Source organism: Brucella pituitosa (assembly GCF_965577835.1).
Taxonomy (GTDB): Bacteria; Pseudomonadota; Alphaproteobacteria; order Rhizobiales; family Rhizobiaceae; genus Brucella; species Brucella pituitosa.
The window spans coordinates 814,243-834,345 of sequence record NZ_OZ264092.1 but is presented as its reverse complement, the minus strand read 5'-3'; the positions used below and the strand labels follow the sequence as shown (position 1 = coordinate 834,345).

Below are 20,103 nucleotides of genomic sequence, written 5' to 3'. Positions count from 1 at the left end.
GGGACCGCCCGGCGGTCTCTTACCCACGCAGGACAGTGAAATGAATAAGCCCGTTACTCCTCAGACGCCAAAGTTCCGTTCACGCGCATGGTTCGATAATCCGGACAATGTCGATATGACTGCGCTCTATCTTGAGCGCTACATGAATTACGGTCTCAGTCAGGAAGAGTTGCAATCCGGTCGACCGATCATCGGCATTGCGCAGACGGGCTCGGACCTCTCACCTTGCAACCGTCACCATCTGGAACTGGCCAATCGCGTGCGTGAAGGTGTGCGTGAAGCGGGCGGTATCGTGATCGAATTTCCGGTCCATCCAATTCAGGAAACCGGCAAACGTCCGACTGCGGGCCTTGACCGAAACCTCGCTTATCTCGGCCTTGTCGAAGTGCTTTATGGCTATCCGCTCGATGGCGTTGTGCTGACGATTGGTTGTGACAAGACCACGCCTGCCTGTCTTATGGCAGCAGCAACCGTCAATATTCCGGCGATTGCGCTGTCGGTTGGGCCGATGCTCAATGGCTGGTTCCGTGGCGAACGCACGGGTTCGGGCACCATCGTCTGGAAGGCGCGTGAACTGCTCGCCAAGGGCGAAATCGACTATGCGGGCTTTATCAAGCTGGTTGCGTCTTCCGCTCCGTCGACCGGCTATTGCAACACGATGGGTACGGCGACCACGATGAATTCGCTTGCCGAAGCACTCGGTATGCAGCTGCCGGGTTCGGCTGCAATTCCGGCACCTTACCGTGATCGTCAGGAAGTGTCTTATCTGACCGGTCGCCGTATTGTGGAAATGGTCTATGAAGATCTGAAGCCGACAGACATCATGACCAAGGAAGCCTTCATCAATGCAATTCGAGTCAATTCCGCGATTGGCGGCTCGACCAATGCGCCGATCCATCTGAATGCACTGGCGCGTCATGTGGGCGTCGATCTGACGATTGATGACTGGCAGAAATATGGTGAGGAAATTCCGCTTCTGGTCAATCTCCAGCCAGCGGGTGAATACCTTGGCGAAGATTATTATCATGCAGGCGGTGTGCCAGCGGTCGTTAATCAGCTGATGGGGCAGGGCCTCATTCATGAAGACGCGCTGACTGTTAACGGCAAAACCATCGGTGAAAACTGCAAGAACGCGACCATTGAAGACAGCAATGTCATTAAGACCTACGACCAGCCATTAAAGAGCCATGCCGGGTTCCGCGTGCTGCGCGGCAATCTGTTCTCGTCGGCGATTATGAAGCTGAGCGTTATTTCGGAAGAGTTCCGCAATCGCTATCTGACGGACGAAAAAGACCCGAATGCCTTTGAAGGCAAGGCAATCGTCTTTGATGGTCCGGAAGATTATCATCATCGCATCGACGATCCGTCGCTGGAAATCGATGAGCGTTCGGTGCTGTTCATGCGTGGTGCTGGCCCGATTGGTTATCCGGGTGCGGCGGAAGTGGTAAACATGCGCGCTCCTGATTACCTTCTCAAGAAGGGCATCAGCTCGCTGCCTTGCATTGGTGATGGGCGTCAGTCGGGTACGTCGGGTTCACCATCAATTCTCAATGCATCGCCGGAAGCTGCTGCTGGCGGCGGTCTGGCGTTGCTCAGAATGGGTGATCGCGTACGCATTGATCTTGGTCGCGGCACCGCCGATATTCTGATTTCCGATGAAGAACTGGCAGAGCGCCGCAAAGCTCTGGAAGCTGCTGGTGGATATAAATATCCTGAAAGCCAGACGCCGTGGCAGGAAATCCAGCGCGCGGTTGTTGGCCAGATGGAAACAGGTGCGGTTCTTGAAAATGCAGTCAAGTATCAGGACATTGCGCATACGCGTGGCCTGCCGCGAGATAACCATTGATGTCCGGCGCTCAGATACCATTTGCGGCAGTTGCGGACTGGGGAACAACCCGGTTCCGCCTCTGGACGTTAGATGCGGACGGCAATGTGCTTAATGAAAGCCGTGGTGACGATGGGCTGCTGCACGCAAAAGAAGCCGGCTTTGAGGTAACGCTTGAACGGCATCTTGCCTCCGTGGATGCGCCGAATGATCTGCCGGTTGTGATCTGTGGCATGGCGGGTTCGCGCACGGGCTGGATCGAAGCACCCTATATGAGCTTGCCTGCCGGGCTGACAAGTATCGTTGCTGCTGCGGTTCGCGTGCCTGCACGACGGCATGTCATCATGCTGCCGGGTGTTGCACGGCGCAGTGAGGACGCGCCTGATGTGATGCGCGGCGAGGAAACCAAGCTTCTTGGACTTGTGCATCGCGGAACACGGGATGCCGTAGTGGTGATGCCTGGCACTCATGCCAAATGGGTGCGAATCGCCGATGGCGGTCTCGCCGATTACCGAACCTTCATGACCGGCGAAATGTTCGCTCTTTTGAAGGACAAATCGGTGCTGGCGGGAGCGCTGGAAGGTGCAGCGGTGGTAGATCCGAATGGTGCGGCTTTTGCTGCCGGGGTCAGAGCTTCACTCGAAAACCCGGCGCTGATTTCCAATGCTCTTTTTTCCATTCGCGCGGGCTGGCTCGTCCATGATCGCAAGCCGACCGACCAGCTGGCTCGTTTGTCGGGCTTGTTGATCGGGCTGGAAGTCGCAGGCGGGCGTACGCTTTACGGCAAACCCGAAGAAGTACTGCTCCTCTCGGACGACACGATGGGCGCGCTCTATGCCAGCGCGCTTGAAATCGCCGGGCTAAAGGTCAGGCGCGTTGCAGCCGATGAGCTGGTGCGCGACGGCCTGTTCATGGCTGCAAAACACGCTTTCGGAGGAGCGGCACGATGAGCGACCGCATCGCATGGCCAAAGCTGCGTTATCCGTTGGTGGCAATCCTGCGCGGCATTCGGCCACAAGAAACGGAAGGCGTTGTCACCGCTCTGATCGAGGTGGGTTTTGAGGCGATTGAAATTCCGCTCAATTCGCCGGAGCCGTTTGTATCCATTGAAAAGGCTGCCAAGCTTGCGCCCGCCAATGTGCTGATTGGCGCTGGCACTGTGCTTTCGGTCGAGAATGTGGATCGGCTCAATGATGTTGGCGGCAGGCTTCTGGTCAGCCCCAATGTCGAGCCTGATGTCATTCGCCGTGCGACTAAGCATGGCATGGTGACGATGCCCGGCGTGTTTACACCGACCGAGGCTTTCAGCGCTATTCATGCTGGCGCATCGGCGCTCAAGTTTTTCCCGGCAAGCGTGCTGGGTGCTGACGGTATCAAGGCGATCTCCGCTGTGTTGCCGAAGGGTATTCCGGTAGGCGCCGTGGGTGGTGTGTCCGAGACTGATTTTGCAACTTATCGGGCAGCGGGAGTGAGCTGCTTCGGACTTGGTTCCAGTCTTTACAAGGCTGGATTGACTGTCGCTGACGTGCGCGAACGCGCGCAGCGTGCGGTTGAGGCATGGGACAAGATCGCAGGCTGAGGCTCATTAAGACTTTTGCTGGGCGACTTGTTTTTGGAGGAATTCCGCAGGGCCTAATGGCGGGGGCGGAAATTTTGGGAGAACGACAGGCAGAAAAGCCTGTCCCAATTTGGGAGTGAGACAATGGCAGGCATGAAATCATTAACACTGGCAGTCGCGATGGCCGCGCTCGCCTTTACCGGCTTTGCACAGGCAGAGGACAAAGGTCTTGTGGGTGTAGCAATGCCAACCAAGTCGTCGGCGCGCTGGATTGCAGACGGCGACAACATGGTAAAAGTGCTTCAGGAGCGCGGTTATCAAACCGATCTTCAATATGCTGAAGACGATGTACCGAACCAGCTGGCACAGATCGAAAACATGGTCACCAAGGGCGCCAAGGTTCTGGTTGTGGCATCTATCGACGGCACTACGCTTTCCGACGTTCTGGCCAAGGCCAATGAAGCAGGCATCAAGGTCATCGCCTATGATCGGCTGATCCGCGATACACCGAATGTGTCCTATTATGCGACCTTCGACAATTTCCAGGTGGGTGTGCTGCAAGCGCAGTCGATTGAAAAAGCGCTTGATCTTAAGAACAAGGAAGGCCCGTTCAATATCGAGCTCTTCGGCGGCTCGCCTGACGATAATAATGCCTATTTCTTCTACAATGGCGCAATGTCCGTTCTGCAGCCATATATTGATAGCGGTAAGGTCGTCGTTGCCAGTGGCCAGACTGGTATGGATAAGGTAGCAACCCTGCGCTGGGATGGTGCAACGGCTCAGGCGCGTATGGATTCGATCCTTTCGGCCTTCTATTCAGACAAGAAACTCGACGCCGTGCTTTCGCCTTATGACGGCATTTCCATCGGTATCCTGTCGTCGCTGAAGGGTGTAGGTTATGGCAGTGGTGACATGCCTATGCCGGCTGTTTCCGGTCAGGATGCGGAAGTGCCTTCGGTCAAGTCGATCCTTGCTGGTGAGCAGAACTCGACCATCTTCAAGGATACGCGCGAACTCGCCAAGGTCACGGTCGATATGGTCGATGCACTGATGACCGGAAAAGAACCAGAAGTGAACGACACCAAGACCTATGACAATGGCGTCAAGGTTGTGCCGTCCTATCTGCTCAAGCCGGTAATCGTCGACAAGTCGAACTGGAAAGAAGTTCTGGTCGATAGCGGTTACTACAAAGAAGACCAGATCCAGTAAATTTGTGCCCGGACGCGTGCTGAAAAGCGCGTCCGGAATGCCTGCTCATTGTCATCATCCCCGCCGCCCAGTTTTCGAACTGGGTTAGGCTAACAGATTGACAGCGTTGTCTTTTTGAGAGCTGAGGGTTCGCAGAATGGTGGCATGGCAGGCTTGTAATGGGAGCGAGCGATGAATGTAGCCAATCCTGTCCCGCTTGAGCAGAACAGCGGCCAGCCGGATATCACCGGTAAACCACTCCTGGAGATGCGCGGCATCAGCAAATCCTTCGGTGTTGTAAAAGCGCTGAGTGATGTCAATTTTACCGTGATGCCGGGCGAGATTCATGCCTTTGTCGGCGAAAATGGTGCGGGCAAATCCACGCTGATGAAAGTGCTGTCGGGTGTTTATCCCTCTGGCAGCTATGAAGGTTCGATCTTCTTCGACGGAGAAGAACGGCACTTCCGCGATATCAATGATTCCGAAGCGCTTGGCATTGTCATCATCCATCAGGAATTGGCGTTGGTACCGCTCATGACGATTGCCGAGAACATTTTTCTCGTCAATCCGCCGGCAAGCTATGGTGTTATTGACCGCAGCGAAGTGCATCAACGCACCAAGGCGCTTTTGAAGAAAGTCGGCCTGACGGAATCGCCGGATACGCTGGTGACGGATATTGGCGTCGGCAAGCAGCAGCTTGTGGAAATTGCGAAAGCACTTTCCAAGCGTGTGCGACTTCTGATCCTTGATGAGCCGACAGCCAGCCTCAACGAAACGGATAGTGCGGCCTTGCTGGCATTGCTGCGCGAGTTTCGCGCGCAGGGCATTACGTCGATCTTGATTTCGCACAAGCTCAATGAAATTCGCGAAGTGGCCGACAAGATCACTGTGCTACGTGACGGTAAGGCTGTGGCGACACTTGATTGCCATGCGGGCGAGGTGGAGGAAGACGATATCATCCGCAAGATGGTCGATCGTGATCTGGAAAGCCGCTATCCAAAGCGCGACCCGAAGATTGGTGATGTGATTTTCGAAGTCGATAACTGGTCCGTTTATCATCCGCTGCATCCGGAGCGCCACTCGGTCAAAAACGTTTCGTTTAAAGTACGAGCCGGTGAAATCGTCGGTATTGCCGGCCTGATGGGCGCTGGTCGCACCGAATTTGCCATGAGCCTGTTCGGGCGCTCATGGGGCACGAATATTTCCGGCGAAGCCCGTATGAACGGAACTCCGGTCGATATTTCCACGGTTGCCCGCGCCATCAAATCGGGACTCGCCTATGTGACTGAGGACCGTAAAAAGCTGGGCCTTGTTCTTGGCGAGAATATCTCTCGCAACATATCGCTTGCACATTTGCGCGGTGTCAGCCCCAAGGGCGTGATCGACAGTATTCGCGAAATGAAGGTTGCGAACAGCTATCGCGATCAGATGAGCATCCGCTGTCACAATGTCTATCAGGAAACCGGCACGCTTTCAGGCGGCAACCAGCAGAAGGTGGTGCTGTCGAAATGGCTCTTCACCGGGCCGGATGTACTCATCCTTGATGAACCGACGCGCGGCATCGATGTGGGCGCGAAATACGACATTTACACAATCATCAATTCACTGGCTGACAGCGGCAAGGGCGTGGTCGTCATTTCATCCGAAATGCCGGAACTGATCGGTATCTGCGACCGCATTGTCGTCATGCATGAGGGAGCTTTCGTTGGCGAGGTGGCTGGCGAAGGAGCGACGCAGGAGAACATCATGCGCGCCATCATGCGGAACAAGGGAAAACAATAATGAGCGAGAACGTAATTCAGAGCGGCCCGAAAGCGCCGAGCGGTGTGGGGCGTTATCTCAAAAACAATCTGCGTGAATCGGGAATGTTGCTCTCGCTCATCGCGATCATGATCTTTTTCCAGATCGTAACCGGCGGTGTGCTGATGAAGCCGCTGAACCTGACCAATCTCGTGTTGCAGAACAGCTATATCGTCATTATGGCGCTCGGCATGTTGCTGGTCATTGTGACGGGGCATATCGATCTGTCGGTCGGCTCTGTCTGTGGCTTCATCGGGGCGCTTGCAGCCGTGATGATGGTTAAATGGGGTATTCCGTTCCCGATTGCTGCCATTTTGTGCCTGCTAGCGGGTGGTATTATTGGTGCGATGCAGGGCTTCTGGGTCGCTTATTTCAACATTCCTTCTTTTATCGTTACGCTTGCAGGTATGCTGGTCTTCAAAGGCTTGATGCTGGCAGTGCTGGGCGGTCAGTCAGTTGGTCCGTTTCCGCAGGTCTTCCAGAAGCTTTCGTCCGGCTTCATTCCTGAATTTCTGGGAACAACGTCAGGCGGTATCTATCTCACATCGCTGATACTGGGCGTGATCATTGCGGCATTTCTTGTTTGGCAAAGTGCCAAATCGCGCGCCCGCCACATCGCGCATGAGGTGGAGACAGAGCCTTTCGGCCTTTTTGTCATCAAGAACATACTGTTCTTTGCAGGTATTGCTTATCTCGCGCTGCTGATTTCATCGCATCGGGGTATGCCGAATGTGCTGATCATTATGGCGGTATTGATTGCAGCTTACGCGTTTCTCACCAACCGCACGGTGATAGGACGCCAGATTTATGCGGTTGGCGGCAATCGTCACGCGGCCAAGCTTTCGGGTGTTAAAACCGAGCGGCTGACATTTCTTGTATTCGTGAATATGGGCGTGTTGGCTGCTCTTGCAGGTCTCGTTTTTGCAGCACGTCTTAATACTGCGACACCAAAGGCCGGCCTTGGCTTTGAGCTCGATGTGATTGCGGCCTGCTTTATCGGTGGCGCATCGGCTTATGGTGGCGTTGGGCGCGTAACAGGTGCTGTGATCGGTGCGCTCATCATGGGTGTAATGAACAACGGCATGTCGATTCTTGGCATCGGCATTGACTACCAGCAAGTGATCAAGGGGATTGTTCTGTTGGGTGCTGTCTGCATCGACGTCTATAATCAGCGCCGATGAAAGTTTGATTTTTCGCCTGGTGGGAGAGGCAGGCGAAAGCAATCGGGTCGGAACTTTGTTCCGGCCCGATTTGTATTTTTAGATGGCTGTGCGGCGGGCGTGGTCAAGATAAATCTGGCGCAAACGCGCTGCGACCGGACCGGGTTTGCCATCTGCGATCGGCTTACTGTCGATCACGGTGATCGGCGTCACAAAGGTGCCAGCACTGGTGAGGAAAGCCTCCTTTGCGGCATAAGCCTCATCGATGGTGAAAGCGCGTTCTTCAAGCTTGATGCCGGTCTCGGCGATCAGTTGCAGGAGCGACAGGCGCGTGCAGCCGGGCAGAATGGAATTGCTGTTGGGGCGCGTGACGATGACATCGTCCTGCGTCACGATGTAGGCAGTCGATGAGGCACCCTCGGTCACATAGCCGTCTTCAATCATCCATGCTTCTTCGCAGCCAGCATTTTTGGCGATTTCCTTGGCGAGCGCTTGCGGCAGGAGGCAGACGGTTTTGATGTCGCGACGCTTCCAACGCAGGTCTTCAAGCGAAAGCACGCGGGCACCGGTTTTCAGCGCAGGCTTGTCGAGAAGCGATACCGACTGTGTGAAAAGAACCACGGAAGGTTTCATGTCTTTTGAAGGAACAAAGTCACGGTCGCGACCATCGCCGCGTGTCACCTGAAGATAGACCAGCCCCTCTGTCAGATTGTTGCGGCGGATAAGCTCGCGCTCGATCGTGACGATTTCGTTTTCGCTCATCGGCATCGGAATACCGATTTCACCGGTCGAGCGGCGCAGGCGTCGCATATGTGGCTCGCTGTCGATAAGCTTGCCTTCAAGCACGGCGGTTACTTCGTAAATACCGTCGCCGAACAGGAAGCCACGGTCAAAGATGGAAATGCGCGCATCGCGGGCGGTGACATAGTCGCCATTGACATAGACGATGCGATTTTCAAGTTCTTCTGCTGAAACGGCCATGATGGGATAAGTCCTGAAATGAAAGGGCCGCGACAAAGGTCGCGGCCCTTTCATAATTCACTCGATATTCTCAAGGAACCATTAATTTCAGGCGGCCTGATTGGCCGCCGTGATTGCCTCACCGCGGATTTCCTCGGTCAGTTTCAGGCGGAGTTCGGAAAATTCCGGGCTGGCTTTGACCTGATAAGAACGCGGATGCTCGATATCGACCGGTGTGATCGATTTGATCTTGCCGGGACGTGCCGTCATCGTGACCACGCGTGTTGCCATGAAGATCGCTTCTTCAATGTCATGCGTGACGAAGATCACGGTCTTCTGCTCACGTTCCCATATGCCGAGCAAAAGCTCCTGCATCAGTCCGCGTGTCTGATTGTCGAGCGCGCCGAATGGTTCATCGAGAAGCAGAATTTTGGGATCGTTGGCGAGTGCGCGGGCAATCGCCGTGCGCTGCTGCATGCCGCCCGAAAGCTGCTTGGGCCAATGATTTTCAAAACCACGCAGGCCGACTTTGTCGATGTAATTATCGACGATTTCGCGCGCCTGCTTTTCCGGCACACCTTTTTCACGAAGCCCGAAGCCGACATTCTGCCGGATGGTGAGCCATGGAAAAAGTGTGTAGGACTGAAACACCATGCCGCGATCAGCACCGGGACCTTTGACTGATTGACCTTCGAGCGTCACCGTGCCGGTGCTTGGCTTGTCGAGGCCCGCAATGATGCGCAGAAGCGTGGACTTTCCACAGCCTGAAGGGCCCAGAATGGTGACGAAATCATTTTTTGGAATGATGAGATCGGTTGCCTGTAGCGCCAGTGTCGGCTTGCCACCATGTACGCCCGGGAATGTGCGGCTCACACCCGTGATAACGAGTTCCTGTTCGGTTTTCGTAACCATTACGCAAACCTCCATGCGAAGAGCCAGCGGTTGAAATATTTGAAGGCGAGATCAGAAATCAGGCCAATGACACCAATCACGATGATGCCGAAGATGATCTGGCCAGTGGCCATCAGCGCCTGCGAATTGATGATCATGTAGCCGATGCCGGACGATGCGCCGATGAGTTCTGCGACGATCACATAAGTCCAGGCCCAGCCGAGTACCAGACGTAGCGTTTCGGCGATATCTGGTGCACTTGCAGGCATCAATACGCGGCGAATGATACCGCTGTCTTTCGCACCGAGTGTGTACGCGGCCTCAACGAGATCGCGACGCGTATTGGATACAGTGACCGCGATCATGAGAATGATCTGGAAGACGGCACCAATGAAAATGACCAATAGTTTCTGAGTTTCTCCGATGCCGGACCAGAGGATCAACAGCGGAACGAAGGCGGATGCCGGCAGATAGCGGGCGAAAGAAACGAACGGCTCCAGCAGCGCTTCAATCGGCTTATATGCACCCATCGCAATGCCGAGCGGAATGGCGACGAGGCTCGCGAGAATAAAACCGCCGAGCACGCGCCAGACTGTCATTCCTATATCGGACATAAAGCCTTGATTGGCGATGAGATCCCATCCGTCTCTGACCATAGTGATCGGGTCTGCAAGGAAGGTGGACGAGACAAAGCCGCCAAGTGTGGCAACGCCCCAGAAGAGGAAGAAAAGCACGAAGAACAGAATTCCCAAAAAAATCCGGGCTCCGTTTCCGATGGGTTGCATAGGCTGCATAGACATATCCGTTCAGTCAGACGGTTGCCTCAAGGGGGAGGCGGAAATGAAACAGACCCGGAGCTAACTCCGAGTCTGCGTTGTGAGGTCATTTACTTGATAAAGCTGATATCAACAATCTCGTCGAGATTTGGCTTCGTCTTGATTACACCAGCGTCAAGCAGGAGCTTTGCAGCTTCTTCCGAAAACTCCTTGAACTCGCCTTCAAAGAACTTCTGGTTGGCGGCTTTGTCCTGCCAACGCAGATAGGCTGCCGATTTGCCAAATTCCTCACCCGACTGCTTCACGTCCTTGCCCATGATTTCATAGGATTTGGCTGGGTCAGCAGCGATCATTTCAAGCGCTTCAAAATAGCTGGTGGCGATTGCCTTTGCAGCTTCCGGGTTCTTTTCGAGGAAGTCTGGTGTGCAGCCAACCGTATCCATCACTGCCGGATATTCGAGCGTGGTGGCGAGAATTTTGCCTTTGTCTGGTGCTGCGCGAACTGTCGAAAGATATGGCTCGTAGGTCATGGCCGCATCGTTCTGGCCTGCAACGAAAGCCTGTGCTGCTGGTCCCGGCTCCATGTTGACGATCTTCACGTCCTTGGTCGTCATGCCGTTCTTGGCCAGCATATAGGCCAGGAAGAAATAGGGCGATGTGCCGGGGGCCGAAGCTGCGATCGTCTTGCCCTTGAGATCAGCGAAGGAATTCACATCGCCGCGCACGGCAATGCCGTCCGCGCCATAGGACTTGTCCATCTGGAAAATCTGCTTGGTTTTGACGCCAGCGGAGTTCCAGATAATCCATGTTTCAACGGTGGTCGCTGCACACTGAATGTCGCCGGACGCCAGCGCGAGATGGCGGCTTGCTTGCGGAATTTTATTGAGCGTGACGTCGAGGCCGTTCTTCTTGAAGATGCCTGCTTCTTTAGCAAGTGTCAGCGGACCAAAACCAGTCCAGCCCGAAAAGCCGATTGCGACTTTTGTTTCTGCCTGTGCGGCAGAAGCGAAGGTGAGAGCTGCGAGTGCTGCACCTGCCAGCCATGAAGTTTTCATATGTGAACCCCTTTTTTGTTTTAAGCATATACATATTCTTGCAGACAAATTAGCAGGACCATGATTTCTGTCCAGAGAGATATGCAAAGAAGCCTTTGCTTTGTCGTCTGGTAAAATACAACATAAGACGTTGATTATAGTTGTATAATCGAAATCTTATAGACGATCCCCTTACCAATAAGTTCTACAGAAAACTGAGCCTCTCCCGATAGGATCAGGCAGTCATGCTGGCCGAGATGTGCGATTCTGCTGTCGCTTTTTAGCTCAAAATTTCCTTCTGCACAGAAAACAAGCATAGTGCCGCGATCTGGTGCAATGATCGCCGAATCATTTGTGACAATACGTTCGACCTGATGCGTGAAGCGCCCGCGTCGTGTCATGACGTTGAGATCGGTGATTGTTCCGTCGATGAGGCGGGCACCAGAGCTGGCGTCGGCGGCAAAAGCAAAGGGTGCTGTCTCGCGGCTGAGAGTCGTTTCTAAACCTTCAACGTCGAGAACAATGCCGATGCCTTCCAGCACCGACAATGTGCGATCAATGTCGGGAAAGACCGAAAACGGGCCGTCATTGGCAACGGTTGCAGTGGAAATGCGCCAGTCGAAATTATCGACTGACGCATTGATCGGATGGATTGCGATTTCGACCGTGACACCGCCGCCGTTTTTCCACGGCATGCGGCGATGATCCTGCGCTTTAAGGACTTTGAATTCCATTAATTCAGCCAGCCGTTTGATACTGCCCAGAAAGCAACGGGTGCGGTGAGCAGAATGCTCAAAGCCGTGCGAATGTACCAGATGACGATCAAATCACGGAATTTGAGCGGTACTGATGTCGCCAGAACGCATGGGATAGAAGCGGACAGGAAGAGAACCTGACTGACCGAAACCACAGCAGCAACAAACTTCAAGGCGACGTCTGCATCTTTCAGAAGAATGGCGGGTAGGAACATTTCAGCAAGACCGGATGCCATGGATTTCGCAGCAAGCATTGGATCGGAAAACTGCGCGAGCCATGTGAACGGATAAAGCGCAAGGCCGAGGACGTCGAAAATCGGCGTATATTTTGCTGCAAGCAGGCCAAGAAGGCCGACGGCCATGATGCTTGGCAAAATCATCGATGCCATGCGCAGACCATCAAGGAAAGTTGCCCAGAGCAGAGGTAAAAGCTTTGGTGCGCTCTGTGCCTGAGTAATGCCCGCATCAATCGCAGTTTCAATGCGACCTTTGCCTGCTGGCAGCGGCACGTCGCGGTCTTCTGGATGATCCATACGGCTTAGCGGCCACAGGCGCGCTGCAATCGCTGAGACGATGAATGTGACGAAGAAGGTCGTCCAGAAATACAGATTCCATGACTCCATCAGACCAAGCGTCCGTGCGACGATAATCATGAAGGTTGCAGAAACTGTCGAAAATCCCGTTGCAACGATTGCAGCTTCTCGTGCTGTGTATTTGCCTTCTTTATAAACGCGGTCAGTGATCAGAAGTGCCAGCGAATAGCTTCCAACGAATGAAGCCACAGCATCAATTGCCGACCAGCCCGGTGTGCGCCAGATGGGGCGCATCACAGGTTGCACAATAACGCCGGTGAATTCGAGCAGGCCGTAACCGATCAGAAAAGCGAGCGCCAGTGCACCGATTGGCACAATCAGGCCGACGGAAAGCACCAGTTTGTCAAACAGGAAAGGCAGCATGTCTGGAGTGAACAGCAATGCCGGACCGACATTTGCCAGATACATGGCCGTTGCAACAAGTCCGAGCAAACGCAATACCGAGAAGATTTTTTCCGTCAGGTTTTTCTTCCATGTGCCCGTGACGAACGGTCCAAACGCACCATAAGCAATAAGCAGGCAGACAAACACCAGAGCGACAGGGCGTAGTTCTGTTGCCAGTGCCGTTGCGGCATGATCGAGCAGAATGGTGGATTTGCCGCCAATAGTAACAGGAACGAAGAAGAAAAAGATTCCTATGAAGCTGTATATCACCAGCTTTAGTGCCGCCGTTCCGCGTGAGGGTTCCTGGCCGCTAAGCGTTGTGTCCGTCATCGATATTCCCCGGTATTACGTGTATTTTTGAACATGAAAAAAAGGCGGCCCCATAAGGGCCGCCTTTGATTGGGTTCTTAGTTTCCAAGGATCGCCGGAAGGCGAAGACCCTGCTGCTTTGCCCAGTCGAGCGCTTCTTCATAGCCCGCATCGGCATGACGCATAACGCCGGTAGCCGGATCATTCCACAGCACGCGACCGATGCGCTGGTCGGCATCTTCCGAACCGTCGCAGCAGATGACCATGCCCGAATGTTGGGAGAAGCCCATGCCGACGCCGCCACCATGATGGAGCGATACCCATGTCGCACCCGATGCGGTGTTGAGCAACGCATTGAGCAGCGGCCAGTCGGAGACTGCGTCCGAGCCGTCTTTCATGGATTCGGTTTCACGGTTTGGCGAAGCGACGGAGCCGCTATCCAGATGATCGCGACCAATGACGATAGGTGCTTTCAACTCGCCGTTGCGAACCATTTCGTTGAAGGCAAGGCCGAGGCGGTGACGATCTCCAAGGCCAACCCAGCAGATGCGGGCTGGCAGGCCCTGAAATGCGATGCGTTCTTTCGCCATGTCGAGCCAGTTGTGCAGGTGCTTGTTGTCTGGCAGCAGCTCTTTCACCTTGGCATCGGTCTTTGCAATATCCTCTGGATCGCCGGAAAGCGCTGCCCAGCGGAAAGGTCCAATGCCGCGGCAGAACAATGGGCGGATATAGGCCGGAACGAAACCGGGGAAATCGAAGGCGTTTTCAAGACCTTCTTCGAGCGCCATCTGGCGGATATTGTTGCCGTAATCGACCGTTGGAATGCCCTGATTGTGGAAGTCGAGCATGGCCTGAACCTGCACCTTCATCGAAGCGCGGGCAGCTTTTGCGACAGCCTTCGGGTCGCTTTCCTGCTTGGCGCGCCATTCAGCGACGCTCCAGCCGATTGGCAGATAGCCATGCACCGGATCATGCGCCGAGGTCTGGTCCGTCACGATGTCAGGGCGCACGCCGCGCTTGACGAGTTCCGGGAAAATTTCGGCAGCATTGCCGATCAGCGCAATGGACTTGGCTTCGCCTGCCTTGGTCCATTCGTCGATCTTTGCCAGAGCTTCATCGAGGCTATGGGTCTTTTCATCGACATAGCGGGTGCGCAGGCGGAAATCAGCGCGGGTTTCGTCGCACTCGACTGCGAGGCAGCAAGCACCAGCCATGACGGCTGCGAGAGGCTGTGCTCCGCCCATGCCGCCAAGGCCACCGGTCAGAATCCATTTGCCCTTGAGGTTGCCGTCATAATGCTGGCGACCGGCTTCCACGAAGGTTTCATAGGTGCCCTGAACAATGCCCTGTGCACCGATGTAAATCCACGAACCGGCGGTCATCTGGCCATACATGGCGAGACCCTTCTTATCCAGCTCGTTGAAATGATCCCAGGTCGCCCAATGCGGCACGAGATTGGAATTGGCGATGAGAACGCGCGGTGCATCCTTGTGGGTGCGGAACACGCCCACCGGCTTGCCCGACTGCACCAGCAAGGTTTCGTCTTCATTGAGCGTCTTGAGGGTCGCGACAATCTTGTCGAAATCATCCCATGTGCGCGCAGCGCGGCCAATGCCGCCATAGACGACCAGCTCATGCGGGCGTTCGGCGACATCCGGGTCAAGGTTGTTCATCAACATGCGCAGGGGGGCTTCGGTGAGCCAGCTCTTGGCGTTGAGTTCGGTGCCGCGTGGAGCGCGTACATCGCGCTCATTATGACGTGGGTTGGACATGGTGTTCTCCTCAGGATTTCAGTTCTGCGGCTATTGTTTCCAGCCGCTGCAAAAGGGTTTTGAGATGTACGCGAAGCTTGTCCGCCTTGGCCTCGTCGTAGGCGAAGGGAACCGCTTCGGTCGCAAGATGAGTCGATTGCGCCAATTCCATCTGGATAGCGTGGACGCCGTTTTCGGGCTTGCCATAGTGGCGGGTCGTCCAGCCGCCTTTGAAACGTCCATTGAGAATGGATGTGTAGTCGGTGGCGTTTTGGGTCGCTTCCACGGCTGCTGCTTCGATTTCCGGTGCGCAGGTCTTGCCCAAATCTGTGCCGATGTTGAAGTCCGGCAGCTTGCCTTCAAACAGGAACGGGATATGCGAGCGGATCGAGTGGCAATCATAAAGGATCGCCACGCCATGGATCGCCTTCACGCGCTCGATTTCGGCTGTAAGTGCATCGTGATACGGCTTGTGAAAACGGGTGATGCGATCGGTGATGTCAGCTTCTTTCGGCGCTTCGCCGTCTTTCCAGATGGCAAGGCCGTCAAAGTCTGTGTCCGGGATCAACGTCGTTGTGTTCTGACCCGGATAGAGGCTGACGCCTGCCGGATCGCGATTGGCATCGATGCAATAGCGATGAAAGGTTGCGCGGACGGTCGTTACATTGTCCAGCAGCCCGTCATAGAGCTGATGGATGTGCCAGTCGGTGTCGGCGAGAATACGACCATTGTCATTGAGTCGTGACCAGATGTCATCGGGAACATCCGTGCCCGTGTGGGGAAGGCCGAGAATGACGGGCGACGTGCCCTGCCTGACTTCAAAGACGCTCATATCAGGCCTCCAGTGCAGGCAGGATATTGGCGCTGATGCTGCCGGTGAACGAGCCGTCGGCGATGATGGTGCTTGCGCTTGCCAAATCGTTGGCCATGTAGCGGTCGACATCCAGCGTCGAAACTTTGGCGCGCAGAACGGCGATGGCGCTTTTCAGTTCTGGACTGGTTTCAAGCGGGCCGCGCAGCTCGACGCCGAGCGCGCCGGTCAATGCTTCAATGCCGATGATTGCGTTAAGGTTTTCAGTCATCTGCAACAGGCGGCGCGCGCCATGGCAAGCCATGGAAACGTGATCTTCCTGATTGGCGGAGGTTGGTGTGGAATCAACCGATGCCGGATGCGCCATCTGCTTGTTTTCGCTCATGAGCGCAGCAGAGGTGACTTCCGCAATCATAAGGCCAGAGTTGAGGCCAGGTTTTTTTGCAAGGAAGGCTGGGAGGCCGAAGGAAAGCGCAGGATCAACCAGAAGTGCAATGCGGCGCTGGGCAATTGCGCCGATTTCGCAGACAGCAAGCGCGATCTGATCGGCTGCGAAAGCAACCGGTTCGGCATGGAAGTTGCCGCCGGAAACTACACTGTCATCGGAGAGGACGAGCGGATTGTCGGTGACGGCATTGGCTTCGATTTCAAGCGTTTGAGCTGCCTGACGCAGAATGTCGAGGCAGGCACCATCCACCTGTGGCTGACAACGGATGCAATAAGGGTCCTGCACGCGCTGATCTCCTTCAAGGTGGCTCTCGCGAATGACCGAACCAGACAGCAGATTGCGCAGTGCGGCAGCCGTATCGATCTGGCCCTGATGACCGCGCAATGTGTGAATATCGGGATGGAACGGGGCAGTTGAACCCATGGCCGCATCGGTCGAAAGTGCGCCGGTGATGAGGGCTGCCTGCAATGCGCGATGCGCGCGGAACAGGCCGGCCAATGCCAATGCAGTCGAGGTCTGTGTGCCGTTGATGAGTGCGAGACCTTCCTTCGCAGCCAGAACGACGGGCTTGAGACCTGCTTGATTGAGGGCTCTCGCAGATGGAAGGCGTTCGCCCTGATAGAAGGCTTCGCCTTCGCCGATCATGGCCGCTGCCATATGAGCGAGCGGTGCGAGATCGCCAGAAGCGCCAACCGAACCCTTGGCCGGGATCATCGGGATCACGCCTTTTTCGAGCATGGCTTCGATGAGGGTTATGAGTTCAAGCCGCACGCCTGACGCACCGCGGCCAAGCGAAATGAGCTTGAGCGCCATGATGAGGCGCACGATGTCTTCGCTCAGCGGTTCACCCACACCGCAGCAATGTGACAGGATCAGATTACGTTGAAGCGTTGCCACATCTTCGGGCGCGATACGGATTGAGGCGAGCTTACCAAAGCCGGTATTGATGCCATAAACCGGTGCATCGCCCGCGGCTATTTCGGCAATGCGTGCTGCTGCTTTTTCAATGCCTGCATGAAAGGACGGATCAATACGGACGGCGAGGTTTTCACGATAAATCTGTTTCAGCGTGCTCAGCGCAACGCTGCCGGGCTTCAATATGAGGGTCATGGAAAGCTCCATTGAGATATGAACTAAATGTGGCCTTTGAAAACCCGCTTCCAGAGCGGGTTGAAGCCAATACGGTAAACGAGCTCTGCCGGACGTTCGACGCTCCAGATGGCAAGGTCAGCATCCTTGCCCACTTCCAGCGTTCCAGTGTGGTCAAGCACGCCAAGGGCACGGGCTGCTTCGCGGGTGACGCCCGCAATGCATTCATCGACCGTCATGCGGAACAGGGTTGCGCCCATGTTCATGGTGAGCAGAAGCGAGGTCAGCGGCGAGGTGCCGGGATTGTTGTCGGTGGCCAGTGCCATCTTTGTGCCAGCCGCACGGAAAAGATCGACCGGCGGCTTTTGCGTTTCGCGGATGAAATAATAAGCGCCGGGAAGCAGAACCGCGACGGTTCCAGCTTTCGCCATAGCTGCCGCGCCGTCCGCATCGGTATATTCGAGATGATCGGCGGAAAGCGCATTGTAAGAAGCGGCAAGAGCTGCGCCATGCAGATTGGAAAGCTGGTCTGCGTGGAGTTTGACCTGAAGGCCGTGCGCCTTTGCAGCATCGAAAACGCGGGCGATTTCATCCGGCAGGAAGGCTATGCCTTCGCAAAAACCGTCAACCGCATCAGCCAGATTTTCAGCGGCGATAGCCGGAAGCATGTCGTTAATGACGCGGGCGATATAGGCGGCTTTATCGCCATTCATTTCCGGAGGTAGGGCGTGCGCGCCAAGGAAGGTGGTGCGAACGGCGACATCGCGTTCATGCCCAAGACGGCGAGCCGCACGTAACGACTTTGCTTCGCTTTCCGTATCAAGACCATAACCCGATTTGACTTCAACCGTCGTCACACCTTCAGCAATCAGCGCATCAAGGCGGGGCAGGGTTTCACGCACCAGATCATCTTCGCTGGCCGCACGCAGGTTTTTAACGGAGGAAACAATGCCGCCGCCTGCACGTGCCACTTCTTCGTAAGTGGCACCATTCAGGCGCAGCTCAAACTCATGCGCGCGATTGCCTGCGTGGACCAGATGCGTGTGACAGTCGATCAGGCCGGGCGTTATCAGGCGGTTTTCGCAGTCGATTTTCTCGAAGGATGCGTATTCGGCGGGGAGAGCATTTTCCGGACCGACATAAGCGATCTTGCCGTCTTTCACGGCGAGCGCTGCATTGTCGATGAGCCCCAGACCTTCGGCGTTTTCATCCAAGGTGGCGATGCGTGCCTGCGTTAAAACGAAGTTGGTTTTCTGTGTCATGAGCGTTTTCTCGCTTCCCCTGTTTTTCGATAATGTATATACATAATAGCGAAGTCGCCAAGAGAAAAAATGCATCCGATTGCGATCTGTTGAAAAGTGATGCAGCAAAATGGGCGGAAAGAGGAGCGGAACATAATGTCAGCCACGGTCGAAAAAACGCAATTTATCCATGCCGGACAGGCGCTTCTGCAAACGGGGTGGGCGGATGATGTGCGGCTTGGCATTGTCGATGGAAAAATCGCATCTGTGGAAACTGGCGCTAGCGCGCAGTCGGGCGACGAACATCATGCAGTGATTGTTTCTGGCATGCCAAATCTGCACAGCCATGCGTTCCAATATGGCATGGCGGGACTTGCCGAACGGCGTGGACCTTCCGCTGACAGCTTCTGGAGCTGGCGCGAGATCATGTATAAGTTCGCGCTGACCATGACGCCGGAACAGGCGGAAGCGGTCGCGTTGCGGCTTTATGTCGATATGCTGGAAGCCGGTTTCACGCGTGTCGGTGAGTTTCATTATCTGCATCATGATCGCGATGGCACGCCTTACAGCAATATCTCGGAAATGGCGGATCGTATTGTCTCGGCAGCGCAAACTGCTGGTATCGGGCTGACATTGTTGCCGGTGCTTTACGCACATTCGACATTCGGCGGTGCCGATCCGAATGAAGGCCAGCGCCGTTTCATCAATGATGAAGCAAGCTTTGCGCGCCTAATCGAAGGCTGCCAGAAGGCGCTTGCCGGTTTCGATGGTGCCGTACTTGGCGTGGCCCCGCACAGTCTGCGTGCTGTCACCCCGGATGAATTGACATTTGCGGCAAAGCTTTTGCCGGATGCGCCTGTGCATATTCACATTGCCGAACAGGTCAAGGAAGTGGAAGACTGCATTGCGTGGTCCGGACAGCGACCTGTTGAATGGCTGCTTGACCATCAGGAATTGTCGTCGCGCTGGTGCCTCATCCACGCGACCCATATGACCGACGCGGAAACCATGCGCATGGCTGAGACGGGCGCGATTGCTGGTCTTTGCCCGGTCACGGAAGCCAATCTGGGTGACGGAACCTTCAATGCTACGGTCTTTCACAAGGCAGGCGGCAAGTTCGGCGTTGGCTCGGATTCGAATGTGCTGATCGGTATCAGCGATGAGTTGCGCCAGTATGAATATTCGCAGCGTCTCCTGCACCGCGCGCGTAATGTTCTGGCCGAGAACGAGGGATCGACAGGCCGCGCACTTTTCGATGGCTCGGTGACCGGCGGCAATATCGCTATGGGACGCGCAGGCGATGGCTTGAAAGTGGGGGCTTCGGCCGATTTTGTATCGCTTGATGTTGAGCGTCTGCCCCATGCAAAAAGGGATGCGGCTCTCGATGGCTGGATTTTTGCCGGTCGTGCGCGTGCCTCTGATGTGTGGGTGCGTGGCGTGAAACAGGTGGAGGGTGGACATCACCGCTTGCGCGATGAAGCCGAGCGTGCTTTCCAGAAAGTGATCGGCGAATTGTTGGATTAAAAGGGG

Annotated in this window: 17 protein-coding genes; 7 read left to right on the top strand and 10 right to left on the bottom strand. The window is 55.3% G+C overall.

Going from position 1 to position 20,103, the window contains the following annotated elements:
* The first annotated feature begins 40 nt into the window (after positions 1-40).
* The 6 genes from ACSME1_RS03995 to mmsB all read left to right on the top strand — a co-directional run bounded on the left by ACSME1_RS03995 (position 41) and on the right by mmsB (position 7,552).
* Positions 41-1,846, top strand: coding sequence for an IlvD/Edd family dehydratase (locus tag ACSME1_RS03995; RefSeq protein ID WP_024899315.1), 1,806 nt, complete (start codon positions 41-43; stop codon positions 1,844-1,846).
* Positions 1,846-2,775, top strand: coding sequence for a 2-dehydro-3-deoxygalactonokinase (locus ACSME1_RS03990; protein WP_024899316.1), 930 nt, complete (start codon positions 1,846-1,848; stop codon positions 2,773-2,775). Before ACSME1_RS03995 ends, ACSME1_RS03990 begins: the two co-directional genes overlap by 1 nt.
* A complete protein-coding gene (locus ACSME1_RS03985; protein WP_435654939.1) occupies positions 2,772-3,404 on the top strand; it encodes a 2-dehydro-3-deoxy-6-phosphogalactonate aldolase in 633 nt (210 codons plus the stop codon). Before ACSME1_RS03990 ends, ACSME1_RS03985 begins: the two co-directional genes overlap by 4 nt.
* 123 nt (positions 3,405-3,527) lie before the next feature.
* Positions 3,528-4,592, top strand: coding sequence for a multiple monosaccharide ABC transporter substrate-binding protein (chvE, locus tag ACSME1_RS03980; protein ID WP_024899318.1), 1,065 nt, complete (start codon positions 3,528-3,530; stop codon positions 4,590-4,592).
* Between the two features lie 171 nt (positions 4,593-4,763).
* Entirely contained in the window at positions 4,764-6,353 is a 1,590-nt protein-coding gene (gene mmsA / locus ACSME1_RS03975; protein WP_105705677.1) for a multiple monosaccharide ABC transporter ATP-binding protein, read from the top strand.
* A complete protein-coding gene (gene mmsB, locus ACSME1_RS03970) occupies positions 6,353-7,552 on the top strand; it encodes a multiple monosaccharide ABC transporter permease (RefSeq protein WP_024899320.1) in 1,200 nt (399 codons plus the stop codon). Before mmsA ends, mmsB begins: the two co-directional genes overlap by 1 nt.
* 78 nt (positions 7,553-7,630) lie before the next feature.
* On the opposite strand, the gene ACSME1_RS03965 is transcribed toward mmsB, so the two are convergent.
* The 10 genes from ACSME1_RS03965 to hutI form a co-directional block, all read right to left on the bottom strand.
* Complete coding sequence (locus ACSME1_RS03965; RefSeq protein ID WP_105705679.1) at positions 7,631-8,512, bottom strand: D-amino-acid transaminase; 882 nt, start codon at positions 8,510-8,512, stop codon at positions 7,631-7,633.
* Between the two features lie 87 nt (positions 8,513-8,599).
* Entirely contained in the window at positions 8,600-9,403 is an 804-nt protein-coding gene (locus ACSME1_RS03960; protein WP_100558670.1) for an ABC transporter ATP-binding protein, read from the bottom strand.
* The gene (locus tag ACSME1_RS03955) at positions 9,403-10,176 is read right to left on the bottom strand and encodes an ABC transporter permease (protein ID WP_024899323.1); all 774 of its coding nucleotides are present in this window, start codon (positions 10,174-10,176) and stop codon (positions 9,403-9,405) included. Before ACSME1_RS03955 ends, ACSME1_RS03960 begins: the two co-directional genes overlap by 1 nt.
* A 92-nt stretch (positions 10,177-10,268) precedes the next feature.
* Positions 10,269-11,213 (bottom strand): ABC transporter substrate-binding protein, encoded by a 945-nt coding sequence (locus ACSME1_RS03950; protein WP_105705681.1) that lies wholly within the window; start codon positions 11,211-11,213, stop codon positions 10,269-10,271.
* Between the two features lie 134 nt (positions 11,214-11,347).
* On the bottom strand, positions 11,348-11,926 hold the full coding sequence (locus ACSME1_RS03945; RefSeq protein ID WP_024899325.1) for a HutD/Ves family protein: 579 nt from the start codon (positions 11,924-11,926) through the stop codon (positions 11,348-11,350).
* On the bottom strand, positions 11,926-13,254 hold the full coding sequence (locus ACSME1_RS03940) for a YjiH family protein (protein WP_024899326.1): 1,329 nt from the start codon (positions 13,252-13,254) through the stop codon (positions 11,926-11,928). The genes ACSME1_RS03945 and ACSME1_RS03940 overlap by 1 nt, the downstream gene beginning before the upstream one ends.
* Positions 13,255-13,331: 77 nt before the next feature.
* Positions 13,332-15,005, bottom strand: coding sequence for a urocanate hydratase (gene hutU / locus ACSME1_RS03935; protein ID WP_024899327.1), 1,674 nt, complete (start codon positions 15,003-15,005; stop codon positions 13,332-13,334).
* Between the two features lie 10 nt (positions 15,006-15,015).
* The gene (gene hutG / locus ACSME1_RS03930; protein WP_024899328.1) at positions 15,016-15,816 is read right to left on the bottom strand and encodes an N-formylglutamate deformylase; all 801 of its coding nucleotides are present in this window, start codon (positions 15,814-15,816) and stop codon (positions 15,016-15,018) included.
* Position 15,817: 1 nt separating this feature from the next.
* Positions 15,818-17,353, bottom strand: coding sequence for a histidine ammonia-lyase (gene hutH, locus ACSME1_RS03925; RefSeq protein WP_024899329.1), 1,536 nt, complete (start codon positions 17,351-17,353; stop codon positions 15,818-15,820).
* 23 nt (positions 17,354-17,376) lie between these two features.
* Complete coding sequence (gene hutI / locus ACSME1_RS03920; protein ID WP_024899330.1) at positions 17,377-18,594, bottom strand: imidazolonepropionase; 1,218 nt, start codon at positions 18,592-18,594, stop codon at positions 17,377-17,379.
* A gap of 135 nt (positions 18,595-18,729) precedes the next feature.
* Here hutI and ACSME1_RS03915 point away from each other — a divergent pair, with 135 nt between their 5' ends.
* Positions 18,730-20,097 carry a formimidoylglutamate deiminase gene (locus ACSME1_RS03915; RefSeq protein WP_024899331.1) on the top strand — a complete coding sequence of 456 codons (1,368 nt, stop codon included), beginning with the start codon at positions 18,730-18,732 and terminating at the stop codon, positions 20,095-20,097.
* The last annotated feature ends 6 nt before the right edge of the window (positions 20,098-20,103 follow it).